The organism is Nonomuraea monospora (genome assembly GCF_039531895.1).
GTDB classification, from domain to species: Bacteria; Actinomycetota; Actinomycetes; order Streptosporangiales; family Streptosporangiaceae; genus Nonomuraea; species Nonomuraea monospora.
In genome coordinates this window covers 25827-38167 of record NZ_BAAAQX010000004.1, presented here as the reverse complement: position 1 = coordinate 38167, position 12341 = coordinate 25827, and the positions used below count along the sequence as shown (strand labels likewise).

Annotated in this window: 11 protein-coding genes; 4 read left to right on the top strand and 7 right to left on the bottom strand. The window is 71.2% G+C overall.

What is annotated here, in order from left to right; all coding sequences use genetic code 11:
• Positions 1-53 precede the first annotated feature (53 nt).
• The 3 genes from ABD331_RS09190 to pepN all read right to left on the bottom strand — a co-directional run bounded on the left by ABD331_RS09190 (position 54) and on the right by pepN (position 5516).
• Positions 54-1007 carry a hypothetical protein gene (locus ABD331_RS09190; protein WP_344472591.1) on the bottom strand — a complete coding sequence of 318 codons (954 nt, stop codon included), beginning with the start codon at positions 1005-1007 and terminating at the stop codon, positions 54-56.
• Positions 1008-1345: 338 nt separating this feature from the next.
• Positions 1346-2890: a serine/threonine-protein kinase gene (locus ABD331_RS09185; RefSeq protein WP_344472588.1), complete on the bottom strand. Its 1545-nt coding sequence runs from the start codon at positions 2888-2890 to the stop codon at positions 1346-1348.
• Positions 2891-2978: 88 nt separating this feature from the next.
• Entirely contained in the window at positions 2979-5516 is a 2538-nt protein-coding gene (gene pepN / locus ABD331_RS09180; protein ID WP_344472585.1) for an aminopeptidase N, read from the bottom strand.
• Between the two features lie 89 nt (positions 5517-5605).
• Here pepN and ABD331_RS09175 point away from each other — a divergent pair, with 89 nt between their 5' ends.
• Positions 5606-6223, top strand: a complete 618-nt coding sequence (locus ABD331_RS09175) for a mycothiol-dependent nitroreductase Rv2466c family protein (RefSeq protein ID WP_344472582.1) — start codon at positions 5606-5608, stop codon at positions 6221-6223.
• Positions 6224-6321: 98 nt separating this feature from the next.
• Entirely contained in the window at positions 6322-7725 is a 1404-nt protein-coding gene (locus ABD331_RS09170) for an aldehyde dehydrogenase family protein (protein ID WP_344472579.1), read from the top strand.
• A gap of 29 nt (positions 7726-7754) precedes the next feature.
• Here the strand turns inward: ABD331_RS09170 and ABD331_RS09165 are convergent, their stop codons facing one another.
• The gene (locus tag ABD331_RS09165) at positions 7755-8486 is read right to left on the bottom strand and encodes an SDR family oxidoreductase (protein WP_344472576.1); all 732 of its coding nucleotides are present in this window, start codon (positions 8484-8486) and stop codon (positions 7755-7757) included.
• A gap of 9 nt (positions 8487-8495) precedes the next feature.
• Positions 8496-8981, bottom strand: a complete 486-nt coding sequence (gene def / locus ABD331_RS09160; protein ID WP_344472573.1) for a peptide deformylase — start codon at positions 8979-8981, stop codon at positions 8496-8498.
• 108 nt (positions 8982-9089) lie between these two features.
• Between def and ABD331_RS09155 the strand changes: the two genes are divergently transcribed.
• A complete protein-coding gene (locus ABD331_RS09155) occupies positions 9090-9557 on the top strand; it encodes a ribose-5-phosphate isomerase (protein WP_344472570.1) in 468 nt (155 codons plus the stop codon).
• A gap of 71 nt (positions 9558-9628) precedes the next feature.
• On the opposite strand, the gene ABD331_RS09150 is transcribed toward ABD331_RS09155, so the two are convergent.
• Entirely contained in the window at positions 9629-9775 is a 147-nt protein-coding gene (locus ABD331_RS09150; protein ID WP_344472568.1) for a hypothetical protein, read from the bottom strand.
• A gap of 15 nt (positions 9776-9790) precedes the next feature.
• Positions 9791-11020, bottom strand: coding sequence for a GNAT family N-acetyltransferase (locus ABD331_RS09145; RefSeq protein WP_344472565.1), 1230 nt, complete (start codon positions 11018-11020; stop codon positions 9791-9793).
• Between the two features lie 118 nt (positions 11021-11138).
• Between ABD331_RS09145 and ABD331_RS09140 the strand changes: the two genes are divergently transcribed.
• Positions 11139-12254: a PP2C family protein-serine/threonine phosphatase gene (locus tag ABD331_RS09140; RefSeq protein ID WP_344472562.1), complete on the top strand. Its 1116-nt coding sequence runs from the start codon at positions 11139-11141 to the stop codon at positions 12252-12254.
• Positions 12255-12341 lie beyond the last annotated feature (87 nt).

Sequence of the window (12341 nt, the reverse complement as noted above, 5' to 3'; positions counted from 1 at the left end):
GACTTAGGCCCCGGGATGCCCGAGAACGTGTCACGTTGCGCGGCCCGGCAGTGTCACGGGTGGCGTTCGAGCAGGGTCACGATGTGCTCGCTGACCCCGTGCAGCAACGTCGACGGCTCGATGGCCGCGTCGGCGATGGCCGAGAAGAGCGACGGCAGCCCAGGGAGCGGAAAGCCGTCCTCCTTCAGCGCCGAAGTGCCGATCGGGTTCTTGTCGAGCACCGCCCGGCTGCGCTCCCACGCGTCCAGCACCTCTTCGGGCGACGGCACCCCGAACCCGTGCCCCACCGGCGCCGCGTGCCGGAGCCGGACGAGCGGGGTCTCGGCGAACGCGAGCGCCGTACGGGCCCGCGACTGCAGGTCGGCGCGCGGCTCCGGATCGATCCAGGCCATGGACGTGCACGGGTTGCGGCAGGTGGCCACGCACACGCCGATCGCCCCGGCCACCTGGCTGTGCTGGCGGTCGAAGTAGGCGCGCCAGCCCTCGGCGGGCTCGGTCGCGACCCGCAGGGTCCGGTTGGTGGCGGACTGCTCGGACTTGGTGTGGTCGCACTCCCGGTCACCGATCACGCCGAACCGGCTCCCCGCCGCGCTCAGCCCCGCCGGCCACCTGGCCGGATCGCCGGCGTGGCCGAGTTGCGGCTCGACGGCGAGCAGCGGCAGGTACTCGCTGGCGATGTGCACGGCGGCGATCATGGGGCTCAGCTCGCGCCGATGCCACCGTACGGCGATGACCTCAAGCAGCAGCCCGTACGCGGGCCGCAGCGACTCCAGCGCCCCCCGTGGCTGCTCGCGCGGGGTTTGCGGCATGTGGCAGGCCCTGGCGCGTCGTCGCAAATCGGCGGGTACGACCCGGGCCTCGGCCGCGAAGTCCTCGGCGTCGAGCGAGAGCAGCCGGTGCCCGAACTCGCACACCTCCGCGATCTCCGCGGCGGGCGCGAGCGCGCCGAGGTCGGCGAAGGCGTAACGGCGGGCGAGGGCGACGAGCAGGTCACGAGTCGAGTCCACGCGATGACTTTCTCACGATCAGGCAGGGATTACGGACATAGGCCCATGGGTGTCGCCGCCCGGCCCGCCCCCAGGGCTGCTGCTCCGGCCAGGGTCCGCCGCGATCACGGTCGGGCGGGGCGGTGGATGGCGGGAGGGAACGGGCGACGCTGGAGCGGCCGGAGGGTGGGCGGAGGCGGGGAACGCCGGAGCGGGCCGGAAGGTGGGCGGGAGACGAGCAGCGACGGAGCGGGCCGGAGGGGGTGGTGGGTGGAGAGGGAGCGTGGGCGGGTGGAGGGGTCACGGGCGGGAGGCGGTGCCGCCCACGGCCAGGTGGGCGATCACGGCCGGGTGGGCGGTCACGGGCAGGGGGCGCGGATGCACTGGATCTCGCCCGGCTGGCTGGTGATCGTAGGTTCGACCGTCGGCTCCTCGGGCCCCGGCGTGGTCGGCTCCTCCGTGGGCTCTTCCGGCTCGGACGTCGTAGGCGTCGCGGAGGGGCTCTCCGTCGGCGGGCTGGACGTGGTGACCGTCGGGCTGGGGGAGGGCTCGCCGGTCGGGCGGGTCGCCCGCGGGCTGGGCTGGCGCTTGCTCGGCTGCACCGTGTGCCTCCTGCCGCCGGTGGCCGACGGAGTGGTGGGCAGGAGGTCGGCCGGGCCGCTGACGCTGACGGGCGGGGCGGGCGTCTCGCTGCGGGACGCCTGCTCGGTGGGCCGCAACCAGACGAACCCGGCCACGGCGGCCGACACGAGCACCGCGGCCAACATGGTGAGCACCGCCTGCACCGTCCGGCGCCGCCGCCTCGACGGCGGCCCGACGGGCTTGGTCGCCGTGACAGGCGTCCCCTGTGAGCCGGACGCGCCTCCACCCATGCCCGCAGCCGCAACGCCGTCCGCAGCACTACCGGCCGAAGAGCCGAACGAGGCTGACGGATCGGTGGCGCCTGCCCCGCCAAGAGCGCCTGACCCGCCAAGAGCGGCTGACCCGCCGAAAGCGGACGACGGGCCAGAAGCGGACGACGGGCCAGAAGCGGACGACGGGCCAGAAGCGGGCGACGGGTCGTAGGCACCGGCCGCAGGTGAGGTCAGAGCGGCGCGCGCCGCCTCCGCCATCTGCGGCGCGGTCTGCCACCGCCCCTCGGGCGCCTTCTCCAGCGCCCGCTCCACCACCTGCCGCACCCCGAGAGGAATCTCCTCGGGCAGCCGCGGCACAGGAGCGTTGAGATGCTTGAAGATGATCTGAATGGGCGTGTCACCCTGGAACGGCAGGTGCCCGCTCAGGCACTCGTAAGCCACGACTCCCAGCGCGTACAGGTCGACCGCGGGCGTCACCTCGTTGGAGGTGGCCATCTCGGGAGCGCAATAGCCGGCCGAGCAGAGCATCGTCCCCGTGGCGGTGAGCTGGCCGGCGGAGGCGGAGTGGGCGATGCCGAAGTCGGTGAGCACGACGCTGCCGTCGGGCTTGACCATGAGGTTGGCCGGTTTGACGTCGCGGTGCACGATGCCCTGCGCGTGCGCGGCGGTGAGCGCGTCGGCGACCTCGGCGACGAGCTTCATGGTGGCGGCGACGCCGAGCGGCCCGCCCCGCCGCAGGGCGCGGTCGAGCGACTCGCCCTGGATGTGCTCCATGACCAGGTAGCTCACCCTGCGCCCGTCGACGTCGCTGATGCCGTAGTCGTAGACGTCGACGACGCCGGGGTGGGTGAGCGTGGCCATGGCTCTGGCCTCGTTCTGGAAGCGCTGGGCGAACGTGGGGTCCTCGCTGAGCGCGGGCATCAGCACCTTGACCGCCACCGTGCGCCCGAGGACCGTGTCGTCGGCACGCCACACCTCGCCCATGCCCCCGCCACCGATGCGGGTGCCGAGCACGTAGCGTTCGTTGAGGGAGGACCCCGGGCCTAGCACGTTTCGAGGCTAACACCGCGCCTTGGATGCCAGCGTCAACTCGGCGTGACCGGCCCGCGCCTGTCAGGGGCGCGGGCCGGCCGGGGCGTCACGCGGACGCGGCGTCCTTCTCCCTGTTGCGCAGGGCGCGGCGGACGCCGTCGGCGCCTTCGAGGATGAGCCGGCGCAGCGCCTGCGGCGGCTGCGCGGCGGACAGGAAGTCGTGCGCCGCTCGCACCGTGGTGGGCTCGATGAGCAGCGCGGGGAAGCACCCGACGGCGAACGTCGAGGCCTGGTCGAACGTCCACTCCTGGTAGACGCGCCCGACTTCGGCGAAGTACTTCTCCCGGTACGGCCCCATCAGCTCGGGGTGGCGCGGGTCCTGGAAGCCGCCGATCGTGGCGCGGGCGATGTGGTTGGCCAGCGTGCCGCTCACGATCCGCGTCCAGGCCGCCTCCTTCGCCTCGGCGGTCGGGATCGCGGCCCGGCACTGCGCGGCCGAGCGCTCACCCGTGGCCGTAGGGTCCCGCTCCAGCTCGGCCTCGATGTCGGCCTCGCCGAGCCGGCCGCCGGAGACGAGCGCCTGCACGAGGCTCCAGCGCAGGTCGGCGTCCACGGTGACGCCCTCGGGCACCGCCGTGCCGTCGAGCACGCCCTGCAGCAGGCTCAGCTCCTCCTCGGACGTGGCGACGGCCGCGTACGCCTGGAGGAAGGAGAGCTGCTGGTCGGAGCCGGGCTCGGCGGAGTCGAGCAGCGTGCGCAGCTCGGTGGCCAGCAGGGTCAGGCCCTCGGCCCGCCAGGCCGGGTCGGCGTACTGCTGCGCGGCCAGGCGCGCCTGCCGCAGCACGGTCTGCAGGACGGTGATGTCGCTGACGGTGGCCACGCCGGAGATGACCAGCTTGACGTAGTCGCGGGTGGACATCTCGCCGTCGCGGGTCATGTCCCAGGCGGCGGTCCAGCACAGGGCGCGCGGCAGGGACTCGGTGAACGCGGTGATGCCGCCGTCGACCAGCGTCCGCAGGGAGTCGGCGTCGAGGCGGATCTTGGCGTAGGTGAGGTCGTCGTCGTTGAGCAGCACCAGGTCGGGCTGCTCCTCGCCGATGAGCTGGCTGACGCTGGTGCGGGCGCCGACCACGTCCAGCTCCACCCGCTTGGTACGGGTCAGCTTGCCGTCGGCCAGCGAGTACAGGCCGATCGCGATGCGGTGGGAGCGCAGCGTGGGGTGCTCGACCGGCGCTTCCTGCAGCACGTCGAAGCTGGTGAACCGGCCGCCGGACACCTCGAACTCGGGGCGCAGCGTGTTGACCCAGGAGGTCTCCAGCCACTCCTTCGACCAGGACGACAGGTCGCGGCCCGAGGTTCGCTCCAGGGCGTTGAGCAGGTCTTCGAGCTCGGTGTTGCCCCAGGCGTGGGCGGCGAAGTAGTCGCGTACGCCGGCCAGGAAGTTGTCGAGGCCGACGTAGGCCACGAGCTGCTTGAGCACCGAGGCGCCCTTGGCGTAGGTGATGCCGTCGAAGTTGACCTCGACCGCCTGCATGTCGGGGATGTCGGCGGCGATGGGGTGGGTGGAGGGGAGCTGGTCCTGGCGGTAGGCCCAGGACTTCTCCACGTTCGCGAACGTGGTCCACGCCTTGTTCCACCGGGTGGACTCGGCCTGGGCGAGCACGGACATGTAGGTGGCGAACGACTCGTTCAGCCACAGGTCGTCCCACCAGCGCATGGTGACGAGGTCGCCGAACCACATGTGCGCCATCTCGTGCAGGATCGTCTCGGCGCGCCGCTCGACGGCGGCGTCGGTGACGCGGGAGCGGAAGACGTAGTCCTCCAGGAAGGTCACGCAGCCCGCGTTCTCCATCGCGCCGGCGTTGAACTCGGGTACGAAGAGCTGGTCGTACTTGCCGAACGGGTAGCGCACGCCGAACACGCGGTGGAAGAAGTCGAAGCCCTGGCGGGTGACTTCGAGGATGTTGTCGGCGTCGAGGTGCTCGGCCAGCGAGGAGCGGCAGTAGACGCCGAGCGGGATGCCGTCGTGCTCGGAGGTCACCTTGTGGTAATGACCTGCTACCAGTGCGGTGATGTAAGTGGAGATGACCGGTGTGGGGGCGAACTCCCACCGCTTGGCGGCCCGCTCGGTCACTTCCTCGATGGTGGTGGCGGCGGAGTTGGAGACCACCTCCCAGTCGGCCGGGGCCAGCACGGTGAGCTGGAACGTGGCCTTGAGGTCGGGCTGGTCGAAGCAGGCGTACATGCGGTGCGCGTCGGCCGTCTCGAACTGGCTGTGCAGGTAGACCTTCTGGTCCACGGGGTCGACGAAGCGGTGCAGGCCCTCGCCCGAGCGCATGTAGGCGCAGTCGGCGTCCACGACCAGTTCGTTGGACGCGGCGAGCGAGGTGAGCGGGAAGCGCCCCTTGTCGGCGTCGTAGGCCGACACGTCGAGGTCGGCGCCGTTGAGCGTGACCTTGCGGAGGTTGGCGCCGTGGAGGTCGACGAAGGTGGACGCCCCCGGGGTGGTGCTGGTGAAGCGGACCTTGGTGACGCTCTCGAAGCGCTCCTCTCCCTCTGTCAGGTCGAGTGCGACCTCGTACGACTCGACCTTCAACAGCCGGGCGCGCTCACGAGCTTCGTCCCGGGTCAGGTTGCCTGCCAAGTTGCGCTCCTTTTCACCACTTCGTCGGGGTTGTCCGTATCCTGCCATGCCGGGAATAGGACCCGAACCACCTCAGGTTACGGGCAGACATGACTGAGAAGATTCCCGTGGACCTGTGGTTCGACCCCTCCTGTCCGTTCGCGTGGGTGACCTCGCGCTGGCTCCTGGAGGTGGAGAAGGTCCGCCCCATCGAGCCGCGCTGGCGCATGATGTCGCTGTACTTCCTCAACCAGGAGAAGGACGTCCCCGCCGACTACCTTGAGCGGGCCGCCAAGGCCATGGGCGCCATCAGGACCGTCGCCGCGGCCGCCGCCAAGCACGGCGAGCAGGTCATCGGCCCGCTCTACACCGGGCTCGGCACCCGCCTGCACAACCAGGGCATCAAGGACCCCGAGCGCCGCCGCGAGGTCATCGAGGGCGCGCTCGACGACGCCGGCCTCGAGCGCGCCCTCGCCGACGCCATGAACTCCGAGGAGTACGACGACGTCATCCGCGCCTCCCACGACGAGGGCATCGGCCTCGTCGGCCAGGAGGTCGGCACCCCGATCATCCGCGTAGGGGAGAACGCCTTCTTCGGCCCCGTCATCACCAAGATCCTGCGCGGCGAGGACGCGGGCAAGCTCTGGGACGGCGTGCTCATGGTCACCCAGTACGACGACTTCTTCGAGCTGAAGCGCACTCGCACCAAGCGTCCTCAGTTCGACTGATCTGGCGGTGCAGAAAAGCAGGTGGCGGTGCAAAGGGCTTATCCCTCGGTCAGGATGAGCCCTCGCCATGTGGCCTGGGTCACTGTAAGGATGGGCCCATGCGTCAGCTGTTCATCGGCGGCTCCTGGACCGCTTCGGCCTCTGCCGAGCCCATCGAGGTCGTCAACCCGGCCACGGAAGAGATCATCGACCGGGTGCCCGCAGGCTCACCCGACGACGTCGAAGCGGCTGCGGCAGCAGCCAGAAAAGCCTTCCCCGAATGGTCGCGGACGGCTGCGAGCGAGCGCGGGAAACTGCTCGCCCACGCGGCCGACCTGCTGAAACAGCGATCAGAGAAGATAGCAGAGACGATAGCCCGCGACATGGGCGCGCCGCTCGGCTTCGCGCTCAAGGTACAGACGCTCATGCCGGCGACCGTCCTGGCCTCCTACGCCCAGCTCGCCGAGAGCCACCCCCGCGAGTCCCGCGTCGGCAACTCCCTGGTGGTCAAGGAGCCCATCGGCGTGGTCGCCGCGATCACCCCGTGGAACTATCCGCTGCACCAGATCGTGTGCAAGGTCGCCCCCGCCCTCGCCGCCGGGTGCACCGTGGTGCTCAAGCCGAGCGAGGTGGCGCCGCTGGCCGCGTACGCACTGGCCGAGATCTTCGAGGAGGTCGGCCTGCCCCCGGGCGTGTTCAACCTGGTCAGCGGCCGGGGCCCGATCGTGGGCGAGGCCATGGCGGCCCACCCCGAGGTGGACATGGTCTCCTTCACCGGCTCCACCGCCGCCGGCCGCAGGGTGGCCGCGCTGGCCGCCGAGTCCGTCAAGCGGGTCGCGCTGGAGCTGGGCGGCAAGTCCGCCAACATCATCCTGCCCGACGCCGACCTGCCGCTGGCCGTCAAGGTCGGGGTGGCCAACTGCTTCGTCAACGCCGGGCAGACCTGCTCGGCGTGGAGCCGCATGATCGTCCAGCGCGACCAGTACGACGAGGCCGTGCACCTGGCCGTCGAGGCCGCGCGGGGCTACCGCGTCGGCGACCCCTTCGACGAGTCCACCAAGATCGGCCCCCTGGTGTCCGCGACCCAGCGCGACCGCGTGATCCGCTACGTCAACCGCGGCCAGGAGGAGGGCGCCAGGCTGGTGGCGGGCGGCACGGAACGGCCGCACGAGCGCGGCTACTACGTCGAGCCGACCGTGTTCGCGGCCGTGGAGCCGGGGATGACGATCGAGCAGGAGGAGATCTTCGGGCCAGTGCTCACGCTGATCCCGTACACGACCGAGGACAACGCCGTCGAGATCGCCAACGACACCAGGTACGGCCTGGCCGGCGCCGTCTGGGCGGGCACCGAGGAGCACGCGGTCGCGGTCGCCCGCCGGCTGCGCACCGGGCAGGTGTCGATCAACGGCGGCCGGTTCAACCCGGCGGCGCCCTTCGGCGGCTACAAGCAGTCGGGCGTGGGGCGCGAGCTGGGCGAGCACGGCCTGGAGGAGTACCTCGAGGTCAAGTCACTGCAGCTCTGACGGCTCCCCGGAGGAATCCCCCTGGAGGCTTAGAGGAGCAGACCGCCGGTCGCCAGCACGTTCTGCCCGGTGACCCACCGCCCGTCGGGCCCGGCGAGGAACGCCACCACCGCGGCGAGGTCGTCGGGCCTGCCCAGCCGCCGCAGCGCGGTCATGGCGGGCATCTGCTCCAGCGTCTCCGGCGAGTTGGCCTTGCGCAGCATGTCGGTGTCGGTGGCCCCCGACGAGACGGTGTTCACCGTGATCCCGCGCGGCCCCAGCTCCCGCGCGGCCACCTTGGTGAACTGCTCCATCGCGCCCTTGGAGCCGCAGTAGAGCGCCAGGGTCGGCGCGGGCAACTGCGTGTTGAGCGACGAAAGGTTGACGATGCGCCCGCCGTCGCGCATCACCCGGCCGGCCCACTGGATGGCCAGGAAGACGGCCCGGGTGTTCACCGCGAACACCCGCTCGTACTCCTCGTCCGTCAGGTCGGCGATGAGCTTCTTCGGCTCGTCGGTGGCGGCGTTGTTGACCAGGATGTCCACCCCGGGCAGCCGCGCCTCCGCCTCGGCGAACAGCCGCCGCAGGTCCTCCCTGCTGCCCAGATCCGCCTGTACGGCGTGCGCGCCGGTCTCCTTGGCCACCTGCCCGGCGGCCTCCGCTGAACTCTGGTAGTTGAAGACGACTTCCGCGCCGTCGCTGGCCAGTCGCTCCACGATGGCCTTGCCGATGCCCCGGGAGCCTCCGGTGACCACTGCGCCCTTTCCGGAAAGTACGCTCATGCCGCCAAACTATGCCTTGAGCATGATCTCCCGGGCCTCGTTTCGCGGCAGGCGATCGACGTACAGCTTGCCGTCGAGGTGCTCGGTCTCGTGCTGGAAGCAGCGCGCCAGCGAGCCGCGCGCCTTGACGCGCACGGGACGCTGCAGCCGGTCCAGGCCCTCCACGGTCACGCCGGCGGCGCGGGCGACCGTGGCGTAGATCGGCTGGCGGGTCCGGCGGTCGGGCACCGACAGGCAGCCCTCCTCGTCCAGCACGTCCTCGGGGTCGTCCACGGTCAGCAGCGGGTTGATCACGTGGCCCTTGCGCCCGGCGATGTCGTAGACGAACAGCCGCCGCGACACGCCGATCTGCGGGCCCGCGAGGCCGACGCCGTTGACCGCGTACATGGCCTGGAACATCTCCTCGATGAGGCGGCGCAGCTCCCGGTCGAAGTCCGTCACCGGCTCGGCCGGCGTGCGCAGGACGGGATCGCCGATGACGCGGATCTCTCGCATGGCTCTCTGCTTTCGCGATGTAAGGACTGGACTGCGATGCAGACCCTTACTCTAGCGGGCGAGCCCGATCGGCGCGGCTGTGGAAGGCGGCTGTGGAAGACTGGGCGGGTGCGTGTCTACATCGGTGCCGACCATGCCGGCTATGAGCTCAAGAACCACCTGGTGTCCTGGCTTAAGGACCACGGGCACGAGGTGACCGACTGCGGTCCCTTCGTCTACGACGCCGAGGACGACTATCCGGCGTTCGTCCTGCGGGCGGCCGAAGGCGTCGCGGGCGACCCCGGCAGCCTCGGCGTGGTCATCGGAGGGTCGGGCAACGGCGAGCAGATCGCCGCCAACAAGGTGCGCGGCATCCGCGCGGCCCTGGCCTGGAGCGAGGAGACGGCCAGCCTGGGGCGTGAGCACAACAACGCCAACGTGGTGGCGGTGGGGGCGCGCATGCACTCCCTCGACGAGGCCACCCGGTTCGTGGAGGTGTTCCTCGGGACGTCGTTCTCGGGGAGCGAGCGGCACAGCAGGCGGATCGCGCAGCTCACCACGTACGAGACGATCGGGCAACTGCCCTCGCTGCCCTAGCCCCCGCCCGCCCGGGAACGGCGTGGGCGCGTTGCCCTGAGAGGGGCAGCGCGCCCGTGCCGCGCTGCCCCTCAGCTCTTGCGTTTGGTGTCGCGCCTGGGCATCTCGTCCCGCAGCGGCCGCCGATCGGCCGCCTCCTGCTGCTCCTTGGACGGCCGGGACACATCCCGGGCCCGCATGGCCACAACCGCCGTGATCTGCAAACTCTGCAGCGCCATACCTTTGACCCTACGTCAGAACGTCAGCCCGGCCCACGGCCTGGGGCTCCACGACATGGCGGTGGCGAGCCGCCGCACCGCCCCGGGCGAGTGCTCGCGCAGCAGCCCGGCCTCGAGCTGCTCGCCCAGCGTCCCGTCCCCCAGGTACGCCGACCCGAGCGCGTTCACCGGCAGGGTCACGTCGGGTTCGTCGTCCACCGGCTTGCACTCGGCGCCCGTCAGGTCGGCGGTGAGCCGCCACCGGCGGGCGTTCCACGGGCACACGTTGTCCTCGACCTCGATGACCGCGTCCACGGGCGCCGAGTACGACCGCTCGGTGAGCGCCCGGTCGACCTCGACGAGCCGTACCCACAGCTCGTCGGCCCACCGCGGCCGGAGCTGGCGCTGGTCGGCCATGAGCACGGTGAGCGGGTCGTCCACGGGCCTGCCGCCCGCCTGGACGGTGGTGACGAGGTCGCGGTCGAGAACGCTGCGCCAGAGCAGGGCGTAGGCGGCCGGGTCGGACGCCTCCAGTTCGTACAACTTCAGCGTCCCGTCGGGGACGCCCGCGTCGTCCCAGGACGACTTGATGCGGAACAGGGCGTAGCCGCGCACGCCGCCGTCGTCCTCGGCCAGGATCGAGCGCAGCGTGCCCGCGCCGTTCTGGTCGTGCTCCTCGTCGGCGAGCACGGCGGTCCAGGTGTGGGGGACGCGCTCGTACCTGCCGGGCCGCCGCGTGACGACGGTGGCGAAGAGTTTCTCCAGCTCACCGCGTACGTCGGCGGGCTTGGCGACCCTGAGACGGAGCGCGGGGTCGTGCGGCGCGCCGGGCACGAACCCGGAACGGCGGCTGTCGATCGTGAAGGACAGCTCGGTGGAGGCCCTGCCGTAGCCGTACCGGCCGTAGATGAGCGCTTCTGAGGCGTAGAGCGCCGCCACGGACTCGCCGCGCTCGCGGATGTCGTTGAGCTGCCTGCGCATCAGCGACGACAGCACGCCGCGGCGCCGGTGGGAGGCCAGCACGCTGACGGCGGTCACGCCGGCGACGGGGAGCTGCCCGCCCGGGACCGTCATGGTGAGGCTGAAGACGCCGGTGACTCCCACGATCTGCTCGCCGTCGAAGGCGGCGAGGGTCCGGTCGAACTCGGTCTGCGCCTTGTACCGCTCGGCTTGCTGGGGGTGCGGCGTCCAGCCGAACGACTCTTCGTTCACCCTGGCGAAGGCCGGCCACTCGGACTCGTCAATCGGGCGGATGGGATACGTCATCCGTCCACGGTAGGAGCGGGCAAAGGGGGACGGCCACCTAATATACGCCCTAAATGATCAAGGCGTTGGTCAAGTGGGCTGCCCAAACACGGGTCAGACCGATACAGTCAGGCGCATCATGAGTTCCCGTCCGGCGCCGCTGATCCCGCCACGGGTCCGCGCCGCCCTGGTGCGGGTGCCGGGTCTGGTGCCTGTCGTGCGGTTCGTCCGGCGGGTGCTGCTGGCCCGCGACCGCAACCTGCTCACCACGCTGATCGTGGTGGCGCTCGTCATCGGGGTCCTCGCGGTGGAGGTCTCCAACGAGTTCTTCTCGCCGTCCCTGCTCATCCTGGTCACGCTCGTCGGCGGGCTCCAGCTCAGGCTGGCGAGCCTGGTCAAGCTGCTCGTCGGCGTGGGGGTCTCACTCGGGTACGTCGCCGCCAACCTCGGCGCGAACCGCGTCGGGCTGGGGCTGACCGTGACCATCGCGTTCACCGCCGTGCTCGCCGTGCTGATGGCCCGCACCAGGGGCAAGCTGGGCGTGCAGGGCCTGCGCGGCGACGCCATGCTGCTGGAGCTGCGCGACCGGCTGAGGAGCCAGGGCGAGCTGCCCGCGCTGCCCAAGGACTGGGGCGGCAAGGTGGTGCTCAAGCAGGCGGGCGGCTCGTCGTTCGGCGGCGACTTCCTGGTGTCCATGCGCGACGGCGACTCCGTCGAGATCGCCCTGGTCGACGTGTCGGGCAAGGGCGTCGACGCGGGCACCAGGGCGCTGCTGCTGTCGGGCACGTTCGGCGGTCTGCTGGGCTCGGTCGACGACTTCCTGCCCGCGTGCAACGCCTACCTGCACAGGCAGCGCGGCGACGAGGGGTTCGTGACCGCGGTGCACGTACGTCTCGACCTGGCGACAGGCGACTACACGATCACCTCGGCCGGGCATCCGCCGGTGGTCAAGTTCGACGCGGGCACCGGCAACTGGCAGGTCGCCTCCGCCAAGGGCGTGGTGCTGGGCGTGGTGCCCGACCTGCACTGCGAGCCCGACAGCGGCACCCTGCGCAAGGGCGACGCGCTGCTGCTGTTCACCGACGGGCTGATCGAGCAGCCGGGGCGCGACATCGACGCCGGCCTCGACCGGCTGCTCGGCGAGGCGGAGCGGCTGCTGCCCTCCGGCTTCCGCGACGGCGCCAGGGCGCTGGTCAACGCCATGGCGTCCGGCCACAACGACGACTGCGCCCTGGTGCTCATCTGGCGGCCATGAGCCCCGCGCACCCGTGACGTTTCACACGGGCCGGTCGTGATGGCGGTCACTGGCAACGGGCTCGGCCCGGCTGACATCCTCTAGGTG

Bases quoted from the DNA above. Each gene is read 5' to 3' on its own strand.
- ABD331_RS09145 (WP_344472565.1), bottom strand. From the start codon at position 11,020: ATGACGTATCCCATCCGCCCGATTGACGAGTCCGAGTGGCCGGCCTTC.
- ABD331_RS09165 (WP_344472576.1), bottom strand. From the start codon at position 8,486: ATGAGCGTACTTTCCGGAAAGGGCGCAGTGGTCACCGGAGGCTCCCGG.
- ABD331_RS09140 (WP_344472562.1), top strand. From the start codon at position 11,139: ATGAGTTCCCGTCCGGCGCCGCTGATCCCGCCACGGGTCCGCGCCGCC.
- ABD331_RS09150 (WP_344472568.1), bottom strand. From the start codon at position 9,775: ATGGCGCTGCAGAGTTTGCAGATCACGGCGGTTGTGGCCATGCGGGCC.
- ABD331_RS09170 (WP_344472579.1), top strand. From the start codon at position 6,322: ATGCGTCAGCTGTTCATCGGCGGCTCCTGGACCGCTTCGGCCTCTGCC.
- ABD331_RS09175 (WP_344472582.1), top strand. From the start codon at position 5,606: ATGACTGAGAAGATTCCCGTGGACCTGTGGTTCGACCCCTCCTGTCCG.
- def (WP_344472573.1), bottom strand. From the start codon at position 8,981: ATGCGAGAGATCCGCGTCATCGGCGATCCCGTCCTGCGCACGCCGGCC.